Origin of the sequence: Allomuricauda sp. d1, from assembly GCF_039592695.1 — a bacterium.
Lineage (GTDB): Bacteria > Bacteroidota > Bacteroidia > Flavobacteriales > Flavobacteriaceae > Flagellimonas_A.
Genome location: NZ_JBBUTK010000002.1, coordinates 889,901 through 916,318 on the forward strand (window position 1 = coordinate 889,901; position 26,418 = coordinate 916,318).

General features: G+C 43.2%; 24 protein-coding genes. 5 read left to right on the forward strand and 19 right to left on the reverse strand.

All coding sequences use genetic code 11. From position 1 onward, the window contains the following. Positions 1-49 precede the first annotated feature (49 nt). The 5 genes from AAAH86_RS11105 to rpsO form a co-directional block, all read right to left on the reverse strand. Positions 50-1,105 (reverse strand): helix-turn-helix domain-containing protein, encoded by a 1,056-nt coding sequence (locus tag AAAH86_RS11105; RefSeq protein ID WP_343487686.1) that lies wholly within the window; start codon positions 1,103-1,105, stop codon positions 50-52. Between the two features lie 66 nt (positions 1,106-1,171). Further along, the gene (locus AAAH86_RS11110; RefSeq protein WP_343487687.1) at positions 1,172-1,948 is read right to left on the reverse strand and encodes a leishmanolysin-related zinc metalloendopeptidase; all 777 of its coding nucleotides are present in this window, start codon (positions 1,946-1,948) and stop codon (positions 1,172-1,174) included. A 234-nt stretch (positions 1,949-2,182) separates the two neighbouring features. Further along, positions 2,183-3,046 (reverse strand): sigma-70 family RNA polymerase sigma factor, encoded by an 864-nt coding sequence (locus AAAH86_RS11115; protein WP_343487688.1) that lies wholly within the window; start codon positions 3,044-3,046, stop codon positions 2,183-2,185. 152 nt (positions 3,047-3,198) lie between these two features. Then, positions 3,199-5,412, reverse strand: a complete 2,214-nt coding sequence (locus tag AAAH86_RS11120; protein ID WP_343487689.1) for a polyribonucleotide nucleotidyltransferase — start codon at positions 5,410-5,412, stop codon at positions 3,199-3,201. 243 nt (positions 5,413-5,655) lie between these two features. Continuing rightward, a complete protein-coding gene (gene rpsO / locus AAAH86_RS11125; protein ID WP_343487691.1) occupies positions 5,656-5,925 on the reverse strand; it encodes a 30S ribosomal protein S15 in 270 nt (89 codons plus the stop codon). Between the two features lie 151 nt (positions 5,926-6,076). Between rpsO and AAAH86_RS11130 the strand changes: the two genes are divergently transcribed. Next, a complete protein-coding gene (locus tag AAAH86_RS11130; RefSeq protein WP_343487693.1) occupies positions 6,077-6,958 on the forward strand; it encodes a hypothetical protein in 882 nt (293 codons plus the stop codon). 59 nt (positions 6,959-7,017) lie between these two features. Here the strand turns inward: AAAH86_RS11130 and accD are convergent, their stop codons facing one another. The 3 genes from accD to AAAH86_RS11145 are packed head-to-tail and all read right to left on the reverse strand — an operon-like array spanning position 7,018 to position 11,543. Continuing rightward, positions 7,018-7,878 (reverse strand): acetyl-CoA carboxylase, carboxyltransferase subunit beta, encoded by an 861-nt coding sequence (gene accD / locus AAAH86_RS11135; RefSeq protein WP_343487694.1) that lies wholly within the window; start codon positions 7,876-7,878, stop codon positions 7,018-7,020. A 14-nt stretch (positions 7,879-7,892) separates the two neighbouring features. Beyond that, positions 7,893-8,960: a class II fructose-bisphosphate aldolase gene (gene fbaA / locus AAAH86_RS11140; RefSeq protein WP_343487695.1), complete on the reverse strand. Its 1,068-nt coding sequence runs from the start codon at positions 8,958-8,960 to the stop codon at positions 7,893-7,895. 57 nt (positions 8,961-9,017) lie between these two features. Beyond that, on the reverse strand, positions 9,018-11,543 hold the full coding sequence (locus AAAH86_RS11145; protein ID WP_343487696.1) for a BamA/TamA family outer membrane protein: 2,526 nt from the start codon (positions 11,541-11,543) through the stop codon (positions 9,018-9,020). 72 nt (positions 11,544-11,615) lie between these two features. On the opposite strand from AAAH86_RS11145, the gene AAAH86_RS11150 reads away from it, so the two are divergent. Next, positions 11,616-12,341, forward strand: a complete 726-nt coding sequence (locus tag AAAH86_RS11150; RefSeq protein WP_343487697.1) for an RNA methyltransferase — start codon at positions 11,616-11,618, stop codon at positions 12,339-12,341. A 275-nt stretch (positions 12,342-12,616) separates the two neighbouring features. On the opposite strand, the gene AAAH86_RS11155 is transcribed toward AAAH86_RS11150, so the two are convergent. Together AAAH86_RS11155 and ubiE are read right to left on the reverse strand one after the other, a co-directional pair. Beyond that, on the reverse strand, positions 12,617-13,330 hold the full coding sequence (locus AAAH86_RS11155) for a porin family protein (protein WP_343487698.1): 714 nt from the start codon (positions 13,328-13,330) through the stop codon (positions 12,617-12,619). A gap of 4 nt (positions 13,331-13,334) precedes the next feature. Next, positions 13,335-14,063, reverse strand: a complete 729-nt coding sequence (ubiE, locus tag AAAH86_RS11160) for a bifunctional demethylmenaquinone methyltransferase/2-methoxy-6-polyprenyl-1,4-benzoquinol methylase UbiE (protein WP_343487699.1) — start codon at positions 14,061-14,063, stop codon at positions 13,335-13,337. 202 nt (positions 14,064-14,265) lie between these two features. Between ubiE and trkA the strand changes: the two genes are divergently transcribed. Both trkA and AAAH86_RS11170 read left to right on the forward strand, forming a co-directional pair. Beyond that, complete coding sequence (trkA, locus tag AAAH86_RS11165) at positions 14,266-15,615, forward strand: Trk system potassium transporter TrkA (RefSeq protein ID WP_343487700.1); 1,350 nt, start codon at positions 14,266-14,268, stop codon at positions 15,613-15,615. Beyond that, positions 15,615-17,105 carry a potassium transporter TrkG gene (locus AAAH86_RS11170; RefSeq protein WP_343487701.1) on the forward strand — a complete coding sequence of 497 codons (1,491 nt, stop codon included), beginning with the start codon at positions 15,615-15,617 and terminating at the stop codon, positions 17,103-17,105. Before trkA ends, AAAH86_RS11170 begins: the two co-directional genes overlap by 1 nt. 52 nt (positions 17,106-17,157) lie before the next feature. Here the strand turns inward: AAAH86_RS11170 and AAAH86_RS11175 are convergent, their stop codons facing one another. Both AAAH86_RS11175 and AAAH86_RS11180 read right to left on the reverse strand, forming a co-directional pair. After that, entirely contained in the window at positions 17,158-18,345 is a 1,188-nt protein-coding gene (locus tag AAAH86_RS11175; protein WP_343487702.1) for a pyridoxal phosphate-dependent aminotransferase, read from the reverse strand. Positions 18,346-18,357: 12 nt separating this feature from the next. Next, complete coding sequence (locus tag AAAH86_RS11180; RefSeq protein ID WP_343487704.1) at positions 18,358-19,461, reverse strand: acyl-CoA desaturase; 1,104 nt, start codon at positions 19,459-19,461, stop codon at positions 18,358-18,360. Positions 19,462-19,570: 109 nt separating this feature from the next. Here AAAH86_RS11180 and rsmG point away from each other — a divergent pair, with 109 nt between their 5' ends. Continuing rightward, positions 19,571-20,206, forward strand: a complete 636-nt coding sequence (gene rsmG / locus AAAH86_RS11185) for a 16S rRNA (guanine(527)-N(7))-methyltransferase RsmG (RefSeq protein ID WP_343487858.1) — start codon at positions 19,571-19,573, stop codon at positions 20,204-20,206. A gap of 31 nt (positions 20,207-20,237) precedes the next feature. On the opposite strand, the gene AAAH86_RS11190 is transcribed toward rsmG, so the two are convergent. The 7 genes from AAAH86_RS11190 to AAAH86_RS11220 form a co-directional block, all read right to left on the reverse strand. After that, complete coding sequence (locus AAAH86_RS11190) at positions 20,238-20,765, reverse strand: DinB family protein (RefSeq protein WP_343487705.1); 528 nt, start codon at positions 20,763-20,765, stop codon at positions 20,238-20,240. 92 nt (positions 20,766-20,857) lie between these two features. Then, on the reverse strand, positions 20,858-21,256 hold the full coding sequence (locus tag AAAH86_RS11195) for a hypothetical protein (protein WP_343487706.1): 399 nt from the start codon (positions 21,254-21,256) through the stop codon (positions 20,858-20,860). Positions 21,257-21,369: 113 nt separating this feature from the next. Beyond that, on the reverse strand, positions 21,370-22,998 hold the full coding sequence (gene pruA / locus AAAH86_RS11200) for an L-glutamate gamma-semialdehyde dehydrogenase (RefSeq protein ID WP_343487707.1): 1,629 nt from the start codon (positions 22,996-22,998) through the stop codon (positions 21,370-21,372). A 168-nt stretch (positions 22,999-23,166) separates the two neighbouring features. Continuing rightward, entirely contained in the window at positions 23,167-23,502 is a 336-nt protein-coding gene (locus tag AAAH86_RS11205) for a four helix bundle protein (protein ID WP_343487708.1), read from the reverse strand. Between the two features lie 33 nt (positions 23,503-23,535). Then, positions 23,536-23,922, reverse strand: a complete 387-nt coding sequence (gene apaG, locus AAAH86_RS11210) for a Co2+/Mg2+ efflux protein ApaG (protein ID WP_343487709.1) — start codon at positions 23,920-23,922, stop codon at positions 23,536-23,538. A 3-nt stretch (positions 23,923-23,925) separates the two neighbouring features. Further along, positions 23,926-25,137 (reverse strand): DUF3667 domain-containing protein, encoded by a 1,212-nt coding sequence (locus AAAH86_RS11215; protein ID WP_343487710.1) that lies wholly within the window; start codon positions 25,135-25,137, stop codon positions 23,926-23,928. 28 nt (positions 25,138-25,165) lie between these two features. Then, the gene (locus AAAH86_RS11220) at positions 25,166-26,410 is read right to left on the reverse strand and encodes a type IX secretion system plug protein domain-containing protein (protein ID WP_343487711.1); all 1,245 of its coding nucleotides are present in this window, start codon (positions 26,408-26,410) and stop codon (positions 25,166-25,168) included. Between the last annotated feature and the right edge of the window lie 8 nt (positions 26,411-26,418).

Genomic DNA, 26,418 nt, shown 5'->3' on the forward strand with positions numbered 1-26,418 from the left:
CATATTAAAAATTCATATAGGTCGGGAGTTATAAAATGGAAGTCCTGATTTATAAAAGTGAACCTTGAAGCTGGCTTCTGTATTTATTCGGGGTAGTGCCCACTATGGCTTTAAAGGAAGTGTAAAATGTTGACTTTGAGTTGAACCCACATTCATAGCCGATGGCTTCCAAGGTCAGGTTTGTATTGGTGGCCAATAGTTTTTGTGCTTTTAAAATACGATACTCGTTGATATACACAGGGAAGCTTTTGCCCAAATTATCGTTCAACAGTTGTGACAACTGATGACTTGAAAGCCGTATTTTTTTGGCCACCTCCGATAATTTGAGATTCGGATTTGTATACGGCTGTTCCGTTTCCATGAGATGGTTCAATTTGTCCAAAAGATGATTTGCTTCCTGTTTTGCAATTCTTTTGTCAGCATACTTCTGGTCAGGAATAAATATGGAAGTATTTTTCTTTCGGTTCAAAAAAACCAGTAAGGCCAAGAGATAGAACAAAAAAGAGAAGGTCAAGGCCCCAACCAGATAGTAAGTAATGTTGGTGAAAAAATAGGCTGCCCATATGGCAAGATTGCCGAAGAACACACTCAGTACCCAAACATCATGTGATTGTAGTGACCTTGGTTTAAGGAACAGTCTTTTTATTTTGTTTCGTAGTATCCATCCTGAAAACAAACTATAACCCAGCCATTGCAGGTAGATGCAATAAATGATATAGGGTCTCCATAGATGGATATTAGTTTCAAAAGGATATAAATAACCCAAAACCACAATGAAAGGAAGCAGCAGTGCGGTGTGATAAACCCATTCGTTTCGAATAGTACTGCCGGAATGGATTATGGATTTTATATAGAAATATAGAAAAGGCCCCACAAAAAAGCATGCTGAAAGACCAAGCTGTAGGTAAATAAAAGCCAGGTCAGGTTTGAAATAGAAAAAAACAGATTTACCGATTCGAACACTGAGCATCAAAAGAAAAACTCCCAAAAAACGACTGGCAATATGCTTCGGTTTGGCAATCAACAAAAAGTAGAATCCTAAACACAGGCCATTGAAAGCACCTAATGCACTAAAGAAAAAGAGAAGGGTCTGATTGAATTCCATATCGGGATTTCTCGCACATCTTTCTTCTTAAAATTACATATTTTTAGAAGAGACGATTCCCAATTTTTAAAGAAAAGCAGATTCCGGCAGCACTATCGGGGTGCACCTCAATATTTTTGTGCTGCACATTTTACATTGATTGTTCTCGTTCAGCTCTTTTAGTGTCAGTCGGGTAAGGTCGGGCAATACGTAAGCATCAGCTGCTTCGTAATCCACTTCATAGCCCATGTCTTGAAAGGCCGCAATGGATAGTCTGCTGAGCGGATTTTGACCAGAATTGATAAACCCCGTCATCAGCTCATTGTCAAAAGTGCGTTCACGCCAATGCCCGTTACGGGTACCTGCACCACCTGTATTGGCTACGGGCACTCCGTTACTGGTATCAGTACCTGTCAGTTGGTTGTACTCCTGTTGTGCATTTTCTCCTGTAAAAATGGGATTCTCTGAACCTTCACCTTCAATTAGGTTCAAAAACTGGGCCGACCAGAGCGTGCCAAAGCCCAAAACATGCCCCATTTCATGGATGATGACATCCAAAAGGCTGTTTTCAGCTTCCATACGTGCAAGGTCTGCACTATCGAACCGCATCATGCCCGTAGCAGGGAGAAAACTTCCAGATCGCAATTGGGTAGGTCCTGCTTGCCCTAAAATACCGGATTCGCCATCAATGTTCGCTCCTTGGGCATCTATTCGTACATCATCGACCACTTCGCCATTTGCCAGTTGAACAGATGGTAAATCACCTGTGATGATTTCTGACCATCTGTTGGCGGCAGTTGCAAAAACTTCCTGCTGTGTCGGGGTCAATCCTCCTAAAAAACGAACTTCAATGGTAAAACTCATATAATATGTACGCCTATGAACTAAATTTAGGTGTCTAATGCATAAAAATTAACAGTTTTTGATAAGATGGAAGGTATAAAATGAAAAACTCCGGTAATCAGCCGGAGTTTATTCATCAATCAAAAAACGAACAGTCATGATAAACTGTTGTAGTGCTACAAATTACAACTTTCTTGCCAAAAAAACAATTTAAGGTTTATTTAACTGTAATTTGTGTACTGTTAACTATCAGGATTAACCCAAATAGGTCTTTAGAATCTTGCTTCGTGAGGTATGCTTGAGCCTGCGGATGGCTTTTTCTTTGATTTGGCGCACGCGTTCGCGGGTCAAATCAAAGGTTTCACCAATCTCTTCCAAAGTCATGGAGTGTTGCCCTGCCAAACCAAAGTATAGGCGGATAACGTCTGCTTCCCTTGGGGTCAAGGTCTCCAATGCCCTTTCAATCTCAGTGCGCAACGATTCGTGCAACAATTCTTTATCAGGATTTGGTGACTCACCACTTCTAAGTACGTCGTAAAGGTTTGAATCTTCACCATCAATCAGAGGCGCATCCATTGATACGTGACGACCAGAATTTTTGAGGGATTGTTTTACATCCTCAACGGTCATATCCAATTCTTTTGCGATTTCCTCAGCTGAGGGCACACGCTCATGGGCCTGCTCCAAGAAAGCAAAGGTCTTGTTGATCTTATTGATGCTGCCAATTTTGTTCAATGGTAGACGCACGATACGCGATTGTTCGGCCAATGCCTGTAAAATCGATTGGCGAATCCACCAAACGGCGTACGATATAAATTTAAAACCACGGGTTTCATCAAAACGCTGTGCTGCTTTGATCAATCCCAAGTTTCCTTCATTAATCAAGTCAGGAAGTGTCAACCCCTGGTTTTGGTATTGTTTGGCCACCGAAACCACAAACCTTAAATTGGCCTTTGTCAATTTTTCGAGTGCGGTCTGGTCACCAGCTTTGATGCGTTGGGCCAATTCTACCTCTTCTTCGGCAGTGATCAGGTCAACTTTACCGATTTCTTGTAAATACTTGTCCAACGAGGCGGTTTCCCTATTGGTAACCTGTTTTGTGATTTTTAACTGTCTCATCTAATTCTCCCTTTCAATTAAGTTCACGAGCATAGCTCATTAAGTTATACGTAGGAAAGTGAAAAAAGTTACAATTTGATAAAATTAATTTGATGTGAACTAAAAAAGCCCCAGTAAAACTAGGGCTTCCAAATTATTTTAATACTTGAAGGTTAGTCTCTTCTCGGACCTCTATTGCGATTGTCGCGGCGTCTGTCGTTACCACGGTTGTTGTCCCTTCTTGGCTTGCGTTCTTCGTAGCCTTCAGGTTTTTGCAACAATGCCCTTCTTGAAACCTTTTCTTTTTTGGTCCTTGGATCAAAGCCGAAGTATTTCACATCAAAAACATCACCGATATTCACAACATCGGTCACATTTTCGGTGCGTTCCCAAGCCAACTCAGAAACGTGCAACAAGATTTCATTGCCGGGAGCCTCTGTGTATTCTACTACAGCTCCGAAATCAAGAATCTTGATGACTTTGACCTCGTATACGCTGCCAACCTCAGGCTTGAACATTACAGCTTCAATTTTGGCGATGACCGCGTCGATACCGGCTTGATCAGTACCCAAAATCTCAACAATACCTTCTTCGGTATCGGGATCTTCATTGATGACAATCGTGGTGTTCGTCTCTTTCTGTAGTTCTTGAATCACTTTTCCGCCAGAACCGATAACTGCACCGATATATTCTCCTGGAATGATTTTGGTCACAATCTTTGGTGCATAAGATTTTACCTCGGCATTTGGTTCTGCTATGGTATCGGTCAATTTTTCTAGGATATGCAGCCTGCCATCCTTAGCTTGCATCAATGCTTTTACCAAGATTTCATAAGACAATCCCTTTACTTTGATATCCATTTGGCAAGCCGTAATGCCGTCTTTTGTACCGGTCACTTTAAAATCCATATCGCCTAAGTGATCCTCATCCCCCAAAATATCTGATAATACAGCATATTTTCCGGTATCGGCATCAGAAATCAAGCCCATGGCAATACCAGAAACAGGCTTCTTTAATTGTACCCCGGCATCCATCAAAGCCATGGTGCCCGAACAAACGGTAGCCATCGATGAGGAACCGTTGGATTCCAACACTTCTGAAACGACCCTTACAGTATATGGGCAATCTTCAGGAATCATACCTTTCAAGGCTCTCTGCGCCAAGTTTCCATGACCCACTTCTCTACGCGATGTTCCACGAATTGGTCGTGCCTCACCTGTTGAAAAAGGAGGGAAATTGTAGTGTAGGTAAAACTTTTCTTCCCCTTCATGAGAAGGCATGTCGATGATATTTGCATCTCTAGAGGTGCCCAGAGTCACCGTAGCCAATGCCTGTGTTTCACCTCTGGTAAATATGGACGACCCATGCACGGATGGTAGATAGTCAATTTCACACCAAATTGGGCGAATCTCATCGGTTTTTCTGCCATCTAAACGCAGCCCTTCTTCTAAAGTCAGTTTACGTACAGCTTCTTTCTCTGCCTTGTGGTAATATTTTGAAATCAATCCTCCGATTTCATCCAATTCTTCCTCAGAAAAGCTTTCTTTGATTTCTTCTTTTATACTTGAAAAGGCTTCACTTCTTTCGTGCTTTGCAGAACCTGCCTTGGCCACGGCATACACTTTATCGTATGCCATATCGTAAACTTTCTTCTGCAGCTCTTCATCTTCAGCCTCGGGGTCGTATTCACGAACTTCTTTTTTGCCCACGGCTTCCGCTAATTTTATCTGTGCGGCACACTGTGCTTTTATGGCTTCATGGGCAAATTTGATGGCCTCTACCATTTCTTCTTCAGAAATTTCATCCATCTCGCCCTCGACCATCATGACTGAGTCAGCTGATGCTCCGATGACCATATCGATGTCAGATTCTTTGAGTTGCGCCCTGGTCGGATTAATAATAAGTTCTCCATTGACACGACCCACACGGACCTCTGAAATGGCACATTCAAACGGAAAGTCAGATAATTGGATGGCCGCTGAAGCCGCTAGGCCAGCCATGGCATCAGGCATCACTTCATCATCATGTGACATCAATTGTATCATGACCTGTGTTTCTGCATGATAATCTTTTGGAAATAAGGGTCGCAATACTCGGTCTACCAATCGCATGGTCAATACCTCGCCATCGCTTGGTCTCGCCTCGCGTTTGAAGAATCCGCCTGGGTAACGTCCCGCTGCGGCAAATTTTTCCCTATAATCCACAGTTAGCGGAAGAAAGTCCACATCTGCGGCATGATAATTCGATACAACGGTGCACAAGAGCATACACTTGCCCGATTGTACTACAACAGAGCCATGGGCCTGTTTTGCCAATTTTCCGGTTTCGATAGAGATTTCCCTACCGTCACCGAGGTCAATGACCTCTTTAAAAGTTTTTGGAATCATAAAATTGTGTGTTGTCTACAATACGTAGACACGTTAAACATTTGGTCTGCCGCCATCCTGACGGTCGGGTTGTGTTGTGTTGTTGACCAATGAAAAACTACGGGTAGCTTTTTGTTCGCCCTGTACCGTCCCGATGGCTATCGGTATTGATTCAGGGTCTTTTCAATCTAAATGGATGCTGAAACCCCCGATGTTTCGGGGCAGCATACTAAATAAGGGTGACCAAAAATCACCCTTATTTCATTATTTTCTAATACCCAATTCTTTAATCAGAGCTCGGTATTTTTCAATATCCTTTTTCTTCAAATAATCCAAAAGGCTACGTCTTTTACCTACCAACTTCACCAATGAACGCTCGGTATTGTAGTCTTTGTGGTTATTTTTTAAGTGTTGTGTCAAGTGGTTTATGCGATGGGTGAACAACGCAATCTGCCCTTCAGTTGAACCGGTGTTCTTCTCTGAACCCCCGTGTTTCTTGAAAATTTCTTCTTTTTTTTCTTTTGTCAAATACATGCCAATATTGTTAAAATGATTTTTATGTATCTAATTGTTTTCCAATCAGGCCGCAAAGATACTTTCTTTTTTTGACTGGAAAAATTTTAAAAAAGAATTAAACCTTTTTGACTTTGGTCGGTCATACTACCAAACTCTAAAATTTATAGTTATGAAAAAGTGTCTCAATCAAGTGAACTTTACCAAAATTTTTACTGTTTTGGCAGCATTAACGATTTTGGCCGCTACATCGTGTAGTGAAAACGGTGCTTCTGATGAAGAAGCTTTGCTAACGGAGGAGGTCATCACGGCCACCGAACTGAAGTTTTCAGACGAAGCTGAACAAATCTCTGAAGAAGTGACTGCCATTGCAGAAGATGTCTACGTCACGGATGAGATATCGCAAACTTCAAAATCTGATTATGCTTCCGACTTTTTACCCGACTGTGTGACCATAACCACCGTTGTGACCAGCACGACCAAAGAAAAGACGATTGACTTTGGTGAGGGTTGTGAACTGCCCAATGGCAATGTTTTAAGCGGAATCATTCAATTGAGCTATGAAAAAGATATGGAAGCCGCTTCGAAAAGCCTCGCCCTGTCTTTACAAAACTTCACCTTTAACGGAGTTTCAGTCGAGGGTGGAGCAGACATTCTTCGGGTGCGTGCAAATGCAAATGGTAATCCGCAAGGCACTGCCAACGCAGATTTTAGTGCCACATGGCCTGAAGGTGAAACTGCTTCGTTTACGGGTACACGAACCCGCGAATGGATTGAGGGCTATGGCTCCGGGTTTTGGGGCGATAATGTGTTTTTGATTACTGGTAATGGTACGTATACAGGTAAATTGGGCAATGTGTTCTCAAAAGTGGTCACAGAGCCATTGCGCAGAGAGATGGCTTGTCGGTTTATTGTAAGCGGTGTGCTTGATATTTCGAGAAATGGTGCCACTGCAAGCCTTGATTTTGGTGATGGTAGCTGTGATGCCAAAGGTGTTTTGACATACCCTGATGGTAGCTCAGAGGAAATTTTCCTTAGAAGGTTCTTTAAATAAGAGGGGTAACATTCAATCAAAAAAAGCCCCTTCCGATAATTAATCGGAAGGGGCTTTTTTTATTTTCTTAAAGGCTGGTTGGTTATCAAATCGATGTACTGATTGATTTTCTTTTTCAAATCTTTTCGGTGTGTGATAAAATCCAAAAAACCGTGTTCTTTGACAAATTCGGAAGTCTGAAATCCTTCGGGTAGATCTTGGCCAGTGGTGTCTTTCACCACACGGGGCCCTGCAAAACCGATAAGTGCACCAGGCTCAGAGATATTGATATCACCCAACATGGCGTACGATGCCGTGGTACCACCTGTGGTCGGGTCAGTGCACAACGAAATATAGGGCACCTTGGCCTCTGCCAGTTGTGCCAATTTTGCCGAAGTTTTTGCCAATTGCATCAATGAAAGGGCCGCTTCCATCATTCGAGCACCGCCAGACTTGGAAATCATCACAAAAGGAATTTTCTTTTTGATGGCATGGTCGATGGCACGGGCTATTTTTTCGCCCACCACACTGCCCATGGATCCACCGATAAAACTGAAATCCATGCAGGCGACCACCACATCTTTGCCCATTGATTTCCCTACAGCGGTGCGAACAGCATCATTGAGCCCCGTCTTTTTTTGAGCGGCTTTCAGTCGATCCGCATATTTTTTGGTGTCCTCAAATTTCAAGGGGTCTTTTGAGGTCAGTTTTTCATCCAGCTCACGGAATTTGTTGTCATCAAAAAGAATTTCAAAATACTCCCTGCTGCCAATCCTGACATGGTAGTCATCTTCGGGGCTCACATAAAAATTATCGGCAAGCTCTTCAGATTCAATGATTTTTCCGGTAGGGGTCTTGTACCATAGCCCCCTTGGGGTGTCTTTCTTTTCTTCCGTTGCGGTCTGTATACCTTTTTCCTTTCTCTTGAACCAAGACGACATAAATTCAGCTTTAGTTAAAGTGTATTGACATTGTTGAGGTCTTCAAACGCTTTTTTCAGACGCTCTGAAAATGCTTTCTCGCCATCCCTGAGCCATACCCGGGGATCGTAGAATTTTTTATTCGGAACGTCATCTCCATCAGGATTACCGATTTGCGCCTGCAGATACTCTTTTTTGCCCTGAACATAGTCACGTACACCTGATAAAAATGCATACTGCAAATCGGTGTCAATGTTCATTTTAATGACGCCGTAACCGATGGCTTCACGGATTTCTTCCAAGGTACTTCCCGAACCTCCGTGAAAAACGAAGTCAATATGGTTGTGCTCGACCCCATATTTTTGAGAAACGTACTCTTGGGAATTCTTCAGAATCTTAGGGGTTAATTTTACATTACCGGGTTTGTACACCCCATGTACATTGCCAAATGCAGCGGCAATGGTAAATCGTGGACTCACTTTTGACAGCTCTTCATAGGCGTAGGCGACTTCTTCGGGTTGTGTGTAGAGTTTTGAGCTGTCTACATCGGTATTGTCAACCCCATCTTCTTCACCACCGGTAACGCCCAATTCAATTTCAAGGGTCATATCCATTTTCGACATGCGCTCCAAGTATTTTTTGCAGGTTTCAATGTTTTCCTCAATGGGCTCTTCAGAAAGGTCGATCATGTGTGAGCTGTACAAAGATTTGCCTGTGGCTTTGTAATGCGCTTCACTGGCATCCAATAGGCCGTCAATCCATGGCAACAATTTTTTGGCACAATGATCAGTGTGCAAAATGACCGTTGCGCCATAGGCTTCAGCCATTTCATGTACGTGTTTGGCACCCGCTACACCGCCTAAAATGGCAGCCCTTTGGTTTTCGTTGGATAGGCCCTTGCCAGCATTGAACTGGGCTCCGCCATTTGAAAATTGGATAATTACGGGTGAATTGAGGGCCGCAGCAGTTTCCATCACTGCATTCATCGTGTTCGAGCCAATTACATTGACCGCCGGAAGTGCAAAAGCTTTATCTTTCGCATAATTAAAGATTGCTTGCACCTCGTTTCCCGTGGCTACGCCGGGTTTGATATTGTGGGACATATATTTTTGAGTTAGTTGAGCGTTGTTTCAGGCAACAAAAGTAATAATAATTTAGGTCTAAAAAGGATAGTTGATACCAACGTTGAATACGGCATTTCTAAAATTGTAATCGCGAAACCATCGTTTTGAGGGCTCTTCGGCTGGATTATAGGTTTTAAACCCCATATCCAAACGAAAGACAAAATAGGTAAAATCGTAGCGTAGGCCAAAACCCGATCCAAGGGCCATATCGCCCAATGAATCAAAACCCGTGAAGATGGCATCAGGATTGTCTTCACTGTCGAACACATTCCAAATATTCCCGGCATCGGCAAAAAGGGCTCCTTTAAAATCTCCAAAAATGGGAAAACGAAATTCGAGGTTCAATGCCACTTTTAGGTTGGCCTCATTGAAATCGTTAAGGTTCGAGGTACTGCCAGGTCCCAGCTCGTAGGCATTCCATGCCCGATTGTCATTTGAGCCACCCGCAAAATAACTGCGCACAAAGGGGATGCTGTTTGAATTTCCGTAGGGTACCGCCAACCCAACAAAACTTCGAAATGCCAGTACATCGGTTCTCGAGGTCTGCCAGTGTTTGATATAGTCAAACTCTGTTTTCAGGTATTGCGAAAAGGGTACCCCGAAAACCAGCGATTGATCGTTGTCATTTTTTTCAAAATCTATGACATTGGTCGCCAAAGAAAGCAAGTTTCCGGCACTTTCTACCTTAAAACGGAACTGGTAAAAGGCAAGATCGTTGATGCCCTGTTTGTTGTTTTTGGTGTAGGTGTAGTTCGATGTAAAAATAAGGTTGTTCTCGGTCAGACGGGTCTGGCGCTCCCTGATACTTCTAACAATACTTATGTCGTCTGAACTTTGCCCGATGCCATCATTTAAGATGGCATCAATAAATCCGTTGGTGCCATCAGGTATGGTCAAGTTGTCATTTTCGTTATAAAGTGTGTCAAGCTGTACGTTATTCAAAAAAACATCTTGACTCGCGACCTCGTTCAAACGGTCATACGTGTTATTGTACACATTAAAAAAATCATTGATATCGGTATTTCGTACAAATTCAATATTGATCAGTTCAATATTGTTGGTCAAAAAATCGGTAGGCGACCATTTATATGATAAGACAGTATTCAAAGATTGCCGATCAAGTCCGATATTGTTTTGAAAATTGGTACCCACAGAAAGGCGGGTCTGTGGGAGCATATAATATGGAATAACTTTTTCTGTATTGATAGGAAACCAAATTCGTGGGAAAGTGAGATTGATGTCACCGCCCAGTTCAGAAGTGAAATCACCATCTGTAGGCCCAGCGTTGCTCAAAATACCAATGGCCCCCCTGGCAGATATGCTAAGGGTCTCTGCCCCACCAAACACATTTCTGGTGATGACCGAGGTACCGAACGAGGTGCCCACCCTTTGAATGTTCGAATGGGTCACATCAAAATCAAGTTCGAGCGAGTATTTTGGTCTTGGTGAAAGATAGACATCTGCGATTAAATCACTTTGGCCCACTTCTTCGGCAATCAGAATGTTTGGATACTTGAACGTGTTGAGATTGCCGATTTGCCTGTAGGTCCTAATTTTGTCCAATTCTCGATAAATACTGTCCTGCTCTAAAAAAACGGCATCGGTCAATGCATCCGGTTTGTATTGTAGCTTGTCATCATAGAAAATGGTATAATTTTCATGCTGCAAAGAATCAAGCGATGTATTGTCAGCGGTAACGTCGTAATCTGCGTAGATGTTGATTTTTTTGAATTTGTGAACGGTGTACGGTTTTCTGGTGGATACTGTATCCTCATCACTTTGCGCCCTACTGATGTTCAGGCGAACATCCATATTTTGATCTTCTGCCAAAAGTGCCGTGTCACGAACGATATCATAGGTTATTGAGCTTTCTTGAAAATCGTACACTCCAGAATTTCTGAAAACAGAGGTCAATCTGCTACGTTCATTGCTAAAATCACTCAGGTCAAATTGCTTTCCCTCCTTGACAAAAGACTCGTCGTTGTTCTCAATATAGATGGAGTCAAGTTCTCTTGAGGTGATTTTTCTGGTCAGCGAGTCGACAAAATACGGTTTCCCCAAAGTCACATTATAATCTATGGTGCCTTTTCTCTCTTTTATTTCGGTGATTTCGTAGCTGGCACTGTTGTTAAAATAGCCTTTGCTGCCATAATATGCTTCCAAAAGACCGATTGATTTTTTCGTGCGTGTGGTGTCTATGATCACTGGCGGTTCGCCTACCCGCTTTAAAAATTCACTGAACCCCTTGACCATAAAAGATTGCCCCAAACGATTCACCTGCTTTTTTGACAACAGGTTGTTCAGGCGTTTTTCTCTTTTCTCTTTTCTGTGCAGCCAATCGCGATAGAGTGAATCAGGGTCATCTTTTGCCAGATTATAGAGGTTCAAACGTAATGGGTAGCCCAATAGATTGGTGTTGGGCTTTTGTGCGATAAGGTTCTCTATGGGTTCGTCATTGACTTTTTCACCATCGACATAAATGGTGTTCTCTATCAACAACAGCTCTCCATCTTCGACTTTTTTAAGGGAATTGCACCCCCAAAACGTAACCGATAATGACAATACTATTACTTTTGCTAGGTTACATTCCCGATGCGCAGATTTCCACATATAGCTCCAAAAATAAATATTTGAATGGTCACCAAAAAACAAATCAAACTGGTAAAAGGCTTACAGCAAAAAAAGTACCGATCGTTGAATGGGCTCTTTGTTGTTGAAGGGCTGAAGCTGGTGAACGAGCTTTTACAGTCTGATTTTACATCTTTTGCCATATATGCAACATCAGATACGTTGGCCGCTCAATTGATGGGCAAGGTAGAACTAATTGCTGAATCAGATTTGGAAAAAATGTCTTCGCTAAGCACGGCGAACGGTGTTTTGGGCGTTTTTAGGATACCAGAAATAAGGAAAAATAAAGATGCAGATTGGGTCGTGGTTCTTGATGCGGTGCGTGACCCCGGTAATCTGGGCACGATTATCAGGCTATGTGATTGGTTCGGTATTGAGCAAGTAATTTGCTCGATGGATACCGTAGACTGCTACAACCCAAAAGCACTGCAAGCCACCATGGGCTCGATTGCAAGGGTAGCTATTTTTTATGAGGATTTAGAAACCTACCTTTCCGATAGCGATGACCCGATTTTTGGTGCTTTTATGGATGGAGCATCCGTTTACGGTGAACAACTTCCAGAAAAAGGCATTTTGATCATGGGCAATGAGGCCAACGGAATCTCGGCATCCACAGAAAAGCTTGTTCAAAAAAGATTGGCCATTCCCCAATTTGGGAAACCTTCCACAGAAAGCCTCAATGTGGCGACCGCCACGGCAATTTTGCTGAGTGAAGTGAGGAGAGCGATTTAGTTCAAGTTCAAACTCAAAAATCAAACACAAACTCAAATCGTGTAATTCGTGTCTTTTGAATTACGAGGTCAGAAGCACGAAATACGAGTGTAGAATGACGGATGATTGTATTGTTTCTCTGTGAAACTAAGCGAACATAAGTGCAGCTCTGCGAAATAATTTTGAATGAAAATTTCAAAATTCAAGCACCAAATTCCAAAAAGTCATTTTTTCATCAACCATCAACCATCAACCATCAACCATCAACCATCAACCATCAACCATCAACCATCAACCTATTCAAAGGTAAAGTTGACAAAAATGCCCCTGGTGCGCATGGCATTGATGTTGCCTGTCCACGGGCTATTGGGGTCATTGTCTCTCACCAATTCATCCGTCAGGGCAAAGACTCCGCGAATTGAAGGCGTAAATTTGAAGTATTCGGTATAAAAATCGATACCGAACCCAAGTTCATAGCCATATACGTTTTTCTTCATGCGAAATTCGCCACTGCTGTTATCCTCAAGGCTATCTTCATTGCTGCCCAAATTGATCGCTGCATAACCGCCACCAATGATAAAGGGTTTCCAGTTGCCAAATCTCTTGGTACTCAATTTCAACAACAACGGAAATCTGATGTATGTAGAACGAACCTCACGAATGGCATCGGCTGCATTGTCAAATCCGGGGAAACCCAAATTCCGTTGATTGTACAGCAAGCCCGGTTCAAAACGTACATCCATAAATTCATTGATGCGCATCTCACCGATAAGCCCCACATTGAACCCAAAAGATTTATCGACCAAAATATCGGTCAGGGCGTTTTGGGTCGCTGTATCATTTTCATACTCAAATTGAAAATCATACTGGTTAAAGCCTAAATAGTAGCCCCAGTTCAAAAGAGCCTTATCCTCATTTTGAATGTTGATGATGGGGTCTTTTCTAAATTGTGATTGGGCGACATGGCATACCAGAAGCAGTAGGCCTAACAATTTTGCGGTATTTTTCATCCGGTTATTTTGTAGCAACATAAATTGATGCCACCCCAAATGTTTGGGGTTTGTTCTCTATACCTATAAACCCAATTTTGGCCAAAATATTGTTGAACGCTCGACCATGTGGAAAAACTGACGCTGACTCGCTCAAATAGGTGTATGCAGAGCGGTCTTTAGAGAAGAATTTGCCGATTGTGGGCAGTAAGTATTTTGTGTAGATGGCATAACCCTGCTTGTATGGAAACTTTGTGGGCACAGAAGTTTCCAATACCACAAAAGTACCATTAGGCTTGAGTACCCGGTGTATTTCTTCAAGCCCTTTTTCTAAATTTTCAAAATTGCGAACCCCGAATGCCACAGTTATGGCATCAAAAGAGTTGTCTTCAAAAGGCAGGTTCTCACTGTCACCAATGACCATTTCAACTTGCTGTTGAAGATTTTTCTTGGCCACTTTTTCTTTTCCGATTTCGAGCATGCCCGGCGAAAGGTCAAGACCCACAATCTTTTCGGCATTGGTCTGGGTCATGGCAATGGCAAGGTCGCCAGTTCCAGTAGCAATGTCCAATACGGTCTGAGGCTTTTTCATTGCCACGATGTTGACCACTTTTTTACGCCATTTTTTATCGATTCCGAAAGAAATGACCCTGTTCAGGCTGTCATAATTTTCAGAGATGGTATCAAACATCTGTGTGACCTGTGCCTTTTTGCTTGAGCGGGAATCTTTATACGGTTTGACTTTTTCAGACATTCAGAAAATTTGGCTGCAAAGATACAATTTGAAGTAGCAGTACCTATTTTGGTGCACCGATATAATTATTTGTAATTTTGCCCCATAATTTCAAGTCACATGTTGAATGGATGCATTTTCGTGTATCGAAGCTTACAGTAAAATTCTTTCCAAATTTTATTTCATTTTAGGTATTGATACCTTTTATTCTCAAATGTAACCGATGAAGATAATTATTGCAGGGGCTGGCGAAGTGGGTTTTCATTTGGCAAAGCTATTGTCTTATGAGTCACAAGACATTACACTTATAGATACCGATAAAGAAAGTTTGTCGTATGCCGACAACCATCTCGATATCAAGGTGTTGAAAGGAGATGCTACATCAATATCCGTGTTAAACGATGCGAATGTCGACACCTCTGATTTGGTCATTGGGGTCACCTCTTCTGAGACCACCAATCTGACACTCTGCCTATTGGCAAAACAGTTGGGCAGTAAAAAGACCATAGCGCGAATTTCGAATACCGAATTTGTTGACAACAAAGAATTGTTCAAGTTTGGTGACCTGGGTGTAGATGAATTGATTTCCCCCGAAGAGCTTGCGGCGACTGAAATACAGCTTCTGCTGACGCAATCGGCTTTTAATGATACCTATCAATTTGAAGAGGGACTTTTGACCATGTTCGGAGTGTTTCTCCCCAAAGGTGCTCCCTTTGTGGGAAAAATGGTCAAAGAAGCGGCCAATATTTTTCCAGAAGTGCATTTTATGCCGATAGCCCTTCAACGTATGGGCACCCAGTATACCGTGATTCCCCGCGGGGATACGGTTTTTAAGGAAGGTGACCAAGTATATTTCATCACTTCAGCTGGTGGGGTCGATGAGCTGTACAAACTTACCGGTGTGAAGAAAAAAGACATCAAAAATGTCATGATTCTTGGCGGAAGCAAGGTAGGCTACAAGACCGCCCGCGAGCTCTGCAATAAAAAATTCAATGTCAAGCTGATAGAGAAGAACAAAGAAAAGGCATTTGATATCGTTGATGAGTTGCCAAACGCTCTGGTCATCAATGGTGATGGCAGAAACGTAGAGTTGTTGGAGGAAGAAAGCCTCGATTCAATGGATGCCTTTGTGGCCGTTACTGGCAACTCAGAGACCAACATCATGTCATGTCTTGTGGCAAAATCAAAGAACATTAAAAAGACCATAGCACTTGTTGAGAATATGGACTATTTTCAACTGTCACAGTCCATCGGGATCGATACCTTGGTCAACAAAAAGCTCTTGGCCGCGAACACCATTTTCCGCTATATCAGAAAGGGTGAGGTGCTGGCACTGACCCGCCTGAACAATCTGAACGCCGAAATATTGGAATTTGAGGTCAAACCGACCTCTTTGGTAAACGGTGAGCTGATCAAAGAGCTTGATTTTCCGCGTGAGGCAATCATTGGTGGTGTCATCCGCAACAATAAGGGCATCATAGCACTCGGTGATTTTAAGATTGCCAGTGGCGATAAGGTAGTGGTGTGCTGTCTTCCCAAAGCTATCGGAAGGATCGAAAAATTGTTCCTCTAATGGGTTTGAACACCAGAATCATTATTCACATTATGGGGCTCTTGTTGCTCTGCAACGGGGGATTCATGTTGCTGTCGGCATTGGTCAGCGGTCTCTACAAAGACGGGGCTACCCTTGACATCACGCTGGCAGCCTTGGTGACCCTTTTTGTTGGTGTCATGGCGATGTTCTACACCCGGGGCCATAAAAAGGAAGTGAAGCGAAAAGAGGGCTACATCATTGTCACTTTTGGGTGGATTATTATGTCGCTCTCGGGTATGCTTCCCTACCTGTTCACAGGCTCGATACCTACAATGACCGATGCTTTTTTTGAGACCATTTCAGGATATACGACAACGGGGGCATCCATATTGAACGATATTGAATCGTTGCCCGAGGGCGTGCTTTTGTGGCGCAGCCTGACCCACTGGATCGGAGGTATGGGAATCATCGTTCTCGCCATTGCCATTTTACCGTTGCTGGGCATTGGGGGCATGCAGTTGTTCGCCGCAGAAGCACCGGGGCCAGGGGGCGATAAGCTCCATCCGCGAATTACCGATACGGCAAAAAGGCTGTGGTTGATCTATGTGGGCTACACTATTGCTGAAACCATTTTGCTCAAGGTCGCGGGCATGTCGTTTTTTGATGCCATCAACCATTCATTGTCCACACTTTCCACAGGCGGATTTTCAACCAAAAACCTGAGTGTAGCCTACTGGAATGATAATCCCGCCATTCAGTACATCATCATCGTTTTTATGTTTCTGGCGGGCACCAATTTTGTGATGAGTTATTTTGGGCTCACGGGCCAAGTACAGCGCATTCTCAAAGATGAAGAATTTAAAATGTACGCCCTGTTCATTGTGGTGAGTACCATTGTGGCATCGCTGTTGGTCTATTTCAGGGCTGAGGTGCCAGTTTCTGAGTATCATCCCCAAGTTTTGGGAGCTAAGGAAAGTGCGTTTCGGCATGGACTTTTTCAGGTGTTGGCCATTGTGACCACCACGGGATTTGTCACGGCTGATTTTACGAATTGGACACCCTTCTTGACCGTATTTTTCTTCGGATTGATGTTTTTGGGAGGCTCTTCGGGTTCCACTTCTGGTGGCATCAAGGTCATGCGCCATTTGCTTATCATCAAAAATGGAATTCTGGAGTTCAAGCGGTCATTGCATTCAAACGCAATTATACCTGTGCGTTATAACAATAAAAGTGTTTCTGAACACATTGTTTACAACATCATTGGCTTTTTTGTGCTCTACATGCTGTTGTTCATCATCTGCGCTTTGGGATTGGGTTTTTTGGGATTGGATTTTGAATCGGCCATCGGTGGGGCCGCGTCATCTCTAGGAAACGTGGGGCCTGCATTGGGCGATTTGAACCCGGTGGTGAATTTTAGCAGCCTGCCCAAATTTGGTAAATGGTGGTGTGGATTCTTTATGCTTTTGGGAAGGTTGGAACTCTTTACCGTCCTCATCATTTTGACCCCTTATTTCTGGAAGCGGGCATAGCAAAAAGTAAAAGCTCCTTCCCTTGCTAGGGAAAGGAGTCAGAAATCTAAAGCTAAACCACTGCCTCAATCCTCGAAATAGCTTCTTTCAGCTCTTCTTCCGAAGCCGCATACGAAATACGGATACAGCTGGGGTTGCCAAAGGCTTCCCCGGTGACGGTCGCCACATTGGCCTTTTCCAAAATGTAGAGTGCAAAATCGGAGGCGTTGTTGATTTTGGTGCCGTTCAAGGTTTTTCCAAAGAAAGCCGAAATATCAGGAAACACATAAAACGCCCCTTCGGGTACATTGACATTGAAGCCGTCAATTTTTCCCAACAAATCCAACACCAAATCGCGACGTTGCCGAAACTTATCGATCATGTACTGTATTTTGCTCACCGGAGCCTCCAAAGCGGTGATTACCGAACGCTGGGCGATGGCATTGGCACCGCTGGTCACTTGGCCCTGCAGTTTGGTACAGCCCTTGGCAATCCATTCAGGGGCGCCGATGTAACCGATACGCCATCCGGTCATGGCAAAGGCCTTTGAAACCCCGTTCACGGTCACGGTACGGCCATACATACCGTCAATGCCCGCAATGCTGGTGTGGCCGCCTCCCTTAAAATTGATGTGCTCATAAATTTCATCGGAAACAATGATGATCTGCGGATGCTTTTTTAATACTTCGGCCAAAGCTTCAAGCTCTTCCTTTCCATAGACAGAACCACTGGGGTTACAAGGGGAGCTGAACCACAGCATTTTGGTCTTTGGCGTAATCGCAGCTTCCAATTGCTCGGGTGTCATTTTGAAGTCGGTGTCGATACTGGTCGGCACCTCCACAGGAATGCCCTCGGCCAGTTTGACAATATCGCGGTAGCTGACCCAATAGGGTGCGGGCAAGATCACCTCATCACCGGGGTCCAGAACCACCATGGCCACATTGAAAAGCGATTGTTTGGCCCCGGTGGAGACCACAATCTGTTTCAGAGCGTAGTCAAGATTATTATCTCTTTTGAACTTGTTTGAAATGGCTTGTTTCAGCTCGGCATAACCGTCAACAGGAGTATAGCTGCTATAGTTGTCGTCAATGGCCTGTTTTGCCGCTTCTTTGATAAAATCGGGGATGTTGAAATCAGGCTCGCCCAAACTCAAACCGATGATATCTTTTCCTTCATTTCGTAGTTCACGGGCCTTGGCGGCCATAGCCAGTGTGGCCGAAGTGGACATGTTCTGTATCCTTTTCGACAGTTGGTTGCTCATAGCTGTTCTTGATTATTGGTATTGCAGAACGGGTCTTTTGCCCAATTCTTTCAAATGCTTGAAGTGCGAAATTATGGCTTTTCTGGTAGTTTTGTACTCATGGTACGGCAAATTGAATTCCCGCGCCGTTTCTTTCACAATTTTAGAGATTTTTGTGTAATGCACATGACTAATGTGTGGAAAAATATGGTGTTCCACCTGATGGTTCAATCCGCCGGTAAACCAATTCACGATCCGGTTTTTGGTGCCAAAATTTACCGTGGTGAACAATTGGTGGATGGCCCAAGTGTTTTTCATGCCCCCTGATTCGTCGGGTAGGGGCGTCTCGGCATCCTCAATGATGTGCGCCAATTGAAAGACCATGCTCAAAATGAGTCCGGCCACGTAGTGCATGATGAAAAATCCGATAAGGATATGCCACCAGGGGATGTCAAAGAATAGGATGGGCAGTACCAACCAAACCGTGAAATACAACACTTTTGTGACGGCCAAAGTGCTCCAATTCACCACTGGGTTGGGTAGTTTTCCGTATGAAAGCTTTCGCTTCATATAACGGTACATCTGCTTGAAATCTACGGTAATGGCCCAGTTGAAGGTCAATAATCCATATAAAAAAACAGAGTACCAATGTTGAAACTTGTGGTGGCGTTTCCATTTGGCATGTTTTGAAAAGCGCAGCACCCGGCCAGCCTCCATATCTTCATCATGTTCGTGAATATTGGTATAGGTATGGTGCAAGACATTGTGCTGTACTTGCCAATTGTAGACATTGCCCGCAAGCAGGTACATACTGCCGCCCATGAGTTTGTTCACCCATTTTTTGGTGGAATACGAACCGTGGTTGGCATCGTGCATGACGTTCATGCCGACACCGGCCATACCGACACCCATCAAGATAGTGAGCAAAAATTGCGCCCAAGTGGGCAGGTTGAGCGACAACAGCAGAAAATAAGGTGTCAGATACAAACTGAACATAATTACAGTCTTGAGGTGCAACTTCCAATTGCCCGTTTTTTTTAGCTGTTTCTCTTTAAAATAGTGGTTCACCCTTTTATTGAGGGTTCTAAAGAACTGTGCGGAATCTTTACGGGAAAAACGGATGGTATCCTGCTGCATAGTTTGATTTTCGGCAAAGGTAACCAATTAGCGTTGGCAAAGGTTACCAAAGATGTTAACGGTTTTGTGCCTGTCAAAAGTATTACTTTTGGCGAAATTAACACTTTTGATGCAAGCGGAAATTGTTTTCAAATACTTTCAATCCCTTACGGAAAATCAACGGGAACAGTTCGAAAAAATGGAACGACAGTACCAAGACTGGAACCAAAAAATCAATGTGGTTTCCCGAAAGGACATTGATGAACTCTATCTTCGCCATGTATTGCATTCCCTGGGCATTGCTAAAGTACAGGCTTTCAATGAGGGTGCTGAAATTTTGGATGTGGGCACAGGTGGTGGATTTCCGGGGATACCCTTGGCGATTCTTTTTCCTGAGACACAATTTACATTGGTCGATGCCATCGGAAAAAAAATCAAGGTGGTCAATGAGGTTGTAGATGGATTGGGATTGGAAAATGTGACCGCGCACCACTCACGGGTTGAAGATTTGCCCGGTCAATTTGATTTTATCGTCAGCCGTGCCGTGGCTGCCATGCCCACTTTTGTACACTGGACAAAAGGAAAGGTCAAAAAAGAATCTGCCCATGAACGAAAAAATGGCATTTTGTATCTAAAGGGTGGTGATTTGACCGAAGAACTCCGAAATTATAGAACAGCGCAAGAGTTTGATTTGACCGAATATTTTGAGGAAGCCTTTTTTGAAACCAAAAAGCTGGTGTACCTGCCGCAAAAATATAAAGCATAAAAAAAGCCCCGAATTCGGGGCTTTTTCATTGTTATTCTTGTGGCTGGCTCCAAGGTGGAACCACTCCGTTTGAGCGTGCATAGGCAATCAACTGCCCTTTATGTTCGGCATTATGGTCCAAAACGACCAATAATCCACTGAGACGGTTCAATTTCATAAAGCCAAAATCAACTTCTTCGTTGAATTTGGCAGCTTCTTCTTTAGCAATGACCCCCAAAATAAACTCATTCGACTTTTTTAGAGCGGCGATTACATTGTCTTTACCGGTTATACTTTTTTCCATGCCCATCCAGTCGACATCTTCGGGAGATGGGTGGCCCATTTTTGAAGCTAAAAAGTAGTTGGCCGCAGCAGTATGCAAAATAGCTTCGCGAACTGAACGTACGTCATCAGAAGGCCGCCAATCATATTGTGATTCGTCAAACGCATCAGCCAGTTGAACCAATTGGCCTTGCACAAATGTTACCATTCCTGTAATGGAATTTTGAACGGTTGTGTCTTCTTGGGCAAAAACACCAAAAGAAAATAAGCAGAAAAGTAGTAGCGTTAATTTTTTCATTTGTTTCTAAATATTAGGTTGAACTGCCCTGATTTTCAGGGATATGTTCAAATGTAAGTATTTTTCTGAAGGATTTTTTGGGATGTTGGTAGCTAATTGTTGCGTACACATGAAAAGTTTATGAGACAGGCGAAATCTTCTGGCAACCAAATGACGCAAGAATCACTCAATTCATTTTGCTGTACTTCATTCCCGATACGACCTATGAAGTCTCCCTCACAATCAAACACAGGGACGATTTTATTGATAGCAGGATTACAATCTTCATATATGAACACTGTTTGGCCATTCAATTCAGCTTGCTCAATGTAGCAGTATTTAGTGTCTTCGGTAGGATTGGCCTCTCTATCAATGATTTCAGCTTGTAGCCAACCCAGGTCCTCAACAGGGTTGCCTACACCGCAAGCGGCAGTTTCAGAAGTGCTGTCATCATCATCTGAACAAGAGGATAAACTCAATAATGCAGCGATAAAAACTAAAAATCTTGACATGGGTAAAGTTGCTTTTGGTTAAGATGCAGTCTATGTCAAAAGTTGCGCAAAAAAGAAGTCCTTCTACTTGATTTTGTAGAAGGACCCACATTCATACTTAATCAATGATTGTTCTACCCTAAAAACGGATAACGATAATCTTCGGGTGTCACAAAGGTTTCTTTGATCAATCGCGGTGATACCCAACGCAACAGGTTTTGTGCCGAGCCCGCCTTGTCGTTGGTACCAGAGGCTCTTGCGCCACCAAAAGGCTGTTGGCCGACCACGGCTCCCGTTGGCTTGTCATTGATGTAAAAGTTGCCCGCACTGTTCTGTAGTGCTTTGGTAGCCTCTTCGATGGCGTAGCGGTCCGCTGACAATACGGCACCGGTCAAAGCATATTCTGAAGTGGTATCGACCAACTCCAATGTTTTTGACCAAGCTGCATCATCATAGATGTATACTGTGACCACGGGCCCAAAGAGTTCGGTGCACATGGTGGTGTATTTGGGGTCTTTGGCAACAATGACAGTTGGTTCGATAAAATACCCCACAGATTTGTCATGATTGCCACCTGCAAAGATTTCAGCATCCTTGTCCGCTTTGGCTTGGTCGATATATTTGGCCAGCTTGTCAAAAGATCCCTCGTGAATGACCGCCGTGATAAAGTTTGACATATCCTCGGGCGAGCCTGGCTTGTTGAAGCTCTCCACATCTTTTTTGACCAAATCAAGAATTTCATCTGCAGTTGATTTTGGTAAATATACCCGAGAAGCCGCACTACATTTTTGACCTTGAAACTCAAAGGCTCCCCTTGTGATTGCCGTCGCCACTTGTTGTGGTTTGGCCGTTGGGTGCGCGATGATAAAGTCCTTGCCACCGGTCTCACCGACAATACGAGGATAGGTTTTATAGGTATGGATGTTGTTACCGATCTGTTTCCATAATTCTTTGAACACGGTGGTAGAGCCGGTAAAGTGCAGGCCCGAAAAATCTGGGCTAGCCAAAACGGTTTCCGTAATCATTACGGGGTCGCCCATGACCATGTTGATTACCCCGGCGGGTAGACCGGCTTCCTTAAAGACATCCATAATGACCTTGGCTGAGTAGACTTGGCCGTCACTGGGTTTCCAGACACAGACATTCCCCATCATAGCGGCACTGGCAGGAAGGTTTCCGGCAATGGCTGTAAAATTGAAAGGGGTAATCGCATACACAAATCCTTCCAATGGGCGATATTCAACACGGTTCCAAGTGCCATCGGCAGAGTAGGGTTGCTCTTCGTAGATTTGGCTCATGAATTCCACATTAAAACGTAGAAAATCAATCAACTCACAGGCAGCATCAATCTCTGCTTGGTGAATGGTCTTTGATTGTGCCATCATGGTAGCTGCATTGATTTTGGCACGGTAAGGCCCGGAAATCAAATCTGCTGCTTTGAGAAAAATGGCAGCACGCTGCTCCCAAGTGAGGTCGGCCCATTTTTTACGGGCTTCAAGACAGTTGGTGATTGCCTTTTCAATATGCTTTTTTTCAGCGGTATGGTACTGCCCCACTACATGTTTGTGCTCATGCGGGGGCGACATCGGATGGGTGTCACCGGTCTTGATTTCTTCGCTACCGATATAGAGCGGTACCTCAACCTGACTGTTGTAATATGCTTTATATTGTTTAAGGACTTCCTCACGCTCTGGGGTGCCCGGAGCATAACTTTTGATAGGTTCGTTGATAGCAGTTGGAACTTGAAAAAAACCTTTGCCCATTGTGGAGAATATTTTTTAAAATTAATCCTCCAAAAATACGGAAACCATATCCCAAAAAGAAACACTGATTGGATATAAAAAATTATTGATTGCTCATTATTGATTAATGGTTATTTGGTTTTTGATTCAAGATATTTGATGTAACCATTAACAGAATAGATAGCTTCATTAAACAGAATAGATAGCTTCATTAATTAGTAGCAATCCTTCTTCGATATCTACTTTAGAGACATTTTTTTCCTCTACACAAGTGAGTAAGTCATCTTTGATTTCGAATAAAGAACCTCTACTGATACGGCAGAATTGCATGTTTTCTCGAAAATGAAAACGACCAAAACCTTCAGCAATATTTCGTGTAGTTGAACGCCCTGCTCTCCTAATATTCTGAACCATATCAAAATCATTCTTGGGTATCTTGGTTTTGATGAAGTGATTAATCCAATTTTTTACCAATTGGCATTTTTGCCAATAGTCCACCTCTTCAAAAGATTTATAGCTAGACATCGGCAATCAAGAATTAAAAATGAATAATGTATTCTAGTTCAATGCAAACGGAGCAGAAAATTTAAAGGTTGGGATTTCAACCTCAAATGACTCAGATGATGAAAGGTTGACCATGTTGTAGAAGCCCTTCATAGCACCGATCGGTGAGGCCAGAAGGCAACCAGAACTATAGGTGTGGGATTTGCCAGGTTGAATCACAGGTTTTTTGCCGATGACACCTTCGCCATCGACGGTTTCCGCCTCTTTCAGGGAATCCAAAATATCCCAGTGGCGGGCGGTCAGCTGTACGGCATTCTTGCTCTGGTTTTCAATGGTGATGGTGTACCCAAAAGCATAGTGCATTTTATAGTTTTTGAAGAACGTGCCTTCAAATGTGGTCTGCACTGAAACTTTTATTCCTTTGGTAACCTGTGTGATCATTTTCTAATAGGTAAAAACACTTCCCGTGAACAACAATATGACCATCAAAAAGGCCAAAAAGGTAAAAATCGTGTTCAGAAATATGTATTTGACAATCGTTTTAAGCCTACCCTGCCCGTAAAATTTCCGCATGGCCTTGTACAGGTAAAAAGCGAACACCAATATGAACAGTCCTGCACTGGCGGTGCCGAAAATAGAATCGACTATCAGGCTTATGATCAGCAAGATAAATAATAGTGACTGGTTGTGAAAACTAAAGATCAAATGATCGGTATAGGTATATTTTTTACGGATGTACGCCACCCAAATGAAAACGGCAAACAATGGCAAAAAGAAAAATATGACAAAAGGAAGCTTTGAAAGGGTGTCATTCAAAAAGGTGCCCGGTCGTGCCGCTACCTTCAATGCACTGTTTGCAGAGTTGAAGGCCATGCGGTTCTTCAATGAATTCTTGATGTTGTAACGACTTTTGGCCTCTGAGAAAGTCTTTAGGGTGTCTTCGGGAATAAGCATTCTAAAAAAGTCCATTTTTTGAATGAAATCATCAATGCCAGTACTGTCTTCCAACTGCTCAAAAAATACTGCAGGATGATTTAAAATCATTGAGTCGCGTATCATTTCCTTTCTCCTCGCTACCGCTTGGATGGAGTCGAAATTATCGAGTATACCCATTTCAGATACTTCTTTTAGACCAGGAACTCCGCTTTTGCCCAACGAATCCAATTGCTTTAGCGCCAATTCGGTACGTTTTTGGGCCTCAATGCTATCTTGTGTTTTCTCATCAGCACTAAAGGAAAACGAAAAAGGTCCGGTTTTTTTTAAACCACTACTGAACTTTTCCCCGAACTCATCGAACTCAGTGAGGTTGCTGTTGTAGGTGAACATCAAAAAATAGATAAAGGCCAAACTCAACAAGAACCGAAACGGATTGGTGTACGAAATGCGTTTGCCCCGAATGTAATCTTTGGTAATCGTTCCTGGCTTGACCAACATCGTATACAGGGTGGCCAGCAATTTTGAATCATAGTTGATAAGGTTCGAGAGAAACTCATCAAAAAAGTCTTTGAGCACCAATCTTTTTGTACTGTTGGCCTGAGAGCAGTTGGGGCAGTATTTGTCGCTGACATCCAAAGGATGCCCGCAATTGAGACATTCTGTACCTCTAAATTTGAGCTCGTAACGGCCTTTGCTGATCAGTTCTTTGCCCTTGCCCATGGTTGATTGGTTATGGGCGTAAATTTAATCAATTGGTAATACTCCGTGAATTGGTCGAGCCGATGCCGATAATACTGTCGTACATTTCACCAAAATCGCGGTAATAGATAAGAATAAGATAGTTGTTCTCGGTAAAATGAAAGTTGCCTGAAACTTGGTTCAATTTGACCTCACCGTCTTCACCAACAATCACATACTTGTAATTGTAAAAGCCCTGTTTGATGGGGTAGACGAGTTCCATATTGCCTGTTTCTTCATTGAATACCATTTTGTTTTCTTCACTCAGGTCGTAGTTGTTGAACCTCCCGACGACATAAACTTCATCCAAACCCAGTTCGTTGGTGTAGGGCAGGCTGAAATGAACCTCGGTGTACTCTGCTTCGCGTGAGACATCTTCCCCCTGTAGCGTCCGAACCACAAAATCACCATTGATATCAGGAAAAAAGGTGTATTCTTGGTCGTATCGATAATCATTCGTGAACAGGTAATGATGGTAGAGGTCTTCAAATTCTATTCTCGAGATGGCAAAAGAGGGAGATCGCAAATCTTTAGTGTCAAAGTTCAAAAACTCATTGCCCCCATAGAAACTTGTTTCTTGGTCATATCTGTATACCAATTCATTGCCAATGGTGAATTGCGGTGCGATATTGTAAATGGCCGTGGGCCAAAAATGGTTCTGTATGATGGCGACTTTGATTTCCTTTTTTGGATTTACCACTGGAAAATCCAACGTATTGATGCTGAACTGCACCACTTGTTTTTCATTGAGGTACTTAAAATCACGTGAACGTTTTACGGTGGCGGCTACGGCAACCAAATCTTGATAGACCACAAACCTTCTTGAAAACTGCAGCTCACCATACATATTGTAAATTTCAAGCACGTAATTTCCGCTCACTTTGAGTCGTACCTCGTTATTAGGTAGCTGCAATCGATAGTTCGAGTACGGTTGTAAAGTGGTATAGCTGTTCTCGTAGTTGATGATCCGTTGGTTGTCGGCCCCATCCAGATATTGTGATTTCAACAATTGGGAGGGCGTCCAATCGTAATCGCAATGAATGATTTTATAATAATAGTCTTGCTCACTGGCCGAAAGATCATCAAACTCCAACATAATCGGATCGCCCAATTGCACCACCGGAAATTGATCTTCCGTCGGCCCCTTGAACACCACTGTTTTAATGTGTGGCGGTGGATTTACTTCTTCCTGAACCTGTGAGTATAAAGGCAGAATCATCAAAAGAAGTATAAATTGTTTGATCAAAAGACGCATTTTCAGCC

Coding starts and splice junctions, on each gene's coding strand:
- AAAH86_RS11105 (WP_343487686.1), bottom strand. CDS start 1,105: ATGGAATTCAATCAGACCCTTCTCTTTTTCTTTAGTGCATTAGGTGCT.
- AAAH86_RS11110 (WP_343487687.1), bottom strand. CDS start 1,948: ATGAGTTTTACCATTGAAGTTCGTTTTTTAGGAGGATTGACCCCGACA.
- AAAH86_RS11115 (WP_343487688.1), bottom strand. CDS start 3,046: ATGAGACAGTTAAAAATCACAAAACAGGTTACCAATAGGGAAACCGCC.
- AAAH86_RS11120 (WP_343487689.1), bottom strand. CDS start 5,412: ATGATTCCAAAAACTTTTAAAGAGGTCATTGACCTCGGTGACGGTAGG.
- rpsO (WP_343487691.1), bottom strand. CDS start 5,925: ATGTATTTGACAAAAGAAAAAAAAGAAGAAATTTTCAAGAAACACGGG.
- AAAH86_RS11130 (WP_343487693.1), top strand. CDS start 6,077: ATGAAAAAGTGTCTCAATCAAGTGAACTTTACCAAAATTTTTACTGTT.
- accD (WP_343487694.1), bottom strand. CDS start 7,878: ATGTCGTCTTGGTTCAAGAGAAAGGAAAAAGGTATACAGACCGCAACG.
- fbaA (WP_343487695.1), bottom strand. CDS start 8,960: ATGTCCCACAATATCAAACCCGGCGTAGCCACGGGAAACGAGGTGCAA.
- AAAH86_RS11150 (WP_343487697.1), top strand. CDS start 11,616: ATGGTCACCAAAAAACAAATCAAACTGGTAAAAGGCTTACAGCAAAAA.
- AAAH86_RS11155 (WP_343487698.1), bottom strand. CDS start 13,330: ATGAAAAATACCGCAAAATTGTTAGGCCTACTGCTTCTGGTATGCCAT.
- ubiE (WP_343487699.1), bottom strand. CDS start 14,063: ATGTCTGAAAAAGTCAAACCGTATAAAGATTCCCGCTCAAGCAAAAAG.
- trkA (WP_343487700.1), top strand. CDS start 14,266: ATGAAGATAATTATTGCAGGGGCTGGCGAAGTGGGTTTTCATTTGGCA.
- AAAH86_RS11170 (WP_343487701.1), top strand. CDS start 15,615: ATGGGTTTGAACACCAGAATCATTATTCACATTATGGGGCTCTTGTTG.
- AAAH86_RS11175 (WP_343487702.1), bottom strand. CDS start 18,345: ATGAGCAACCAACTGTCGAAAAGGATACAGAACATGTCCACTTCGGCC.
- AAAH86_RS11180 (WP_343487704.1), bottom strand. CDS start 19,461: ATGCAGCAGGATACCATCCGTTTTTCCCGTAAAGATTCCGCACAGTTC.
- rsmG (WP_343487858.1), top strand. CDS start 19,571: ATGCAAGCGGAAATTGTTTTCAAATACTTTCAATCCCTTACGGAAAAT.
- AAAH86_RS11190 (WP_343487705.1), bottom strand. CDS start 20,765: ATGAAAAAATTAACGCTACTACTTTTCTGCTTATTTTCTTTTGGTGTT.
- AAAH86_RS11195 (WP_343487706.1), bottom strand. CDS start 21,256: ATGTCAAGATTTTTAGTTTTTATCGCTGCATTATTGAGTTTATCCTCT.
- pruA (WP_343487707.1), bottom strand. CDS start 22,998: ATGGGCAAAGGTTTTTTTCAAGTTCCAACTGCTATCAACGAACCTATC.
- AAAH86_RS11205 (WP_343487708.1), bottom strand. CDS start 23,502: ATGTCTAGCTATAAATCTTTTGAAGAGGTGGACTATTGGCAAAAATGC.
- apaG (WP_343487709.1), bottom strand. CDS start 23,922: ATGATCACACAGGTTACCAAAGGAATAAAAGTTTCAGTGCAGACCACA.
- AAAH86_RS11215 (WP_343487710.1), bottom strand. CDS start 25,137: ATGGGCAAGGGCAAAGAACTGATCAGCAAAGGCCGTTACGAGCTCAAA.
- AAAH86_RS11220 (WP_343487711.1), bottom strand. CDS start 26,410: ATGCGTCTTTTGATCAAACAATTTATACTTCTTTTGATGATTCTGCCT.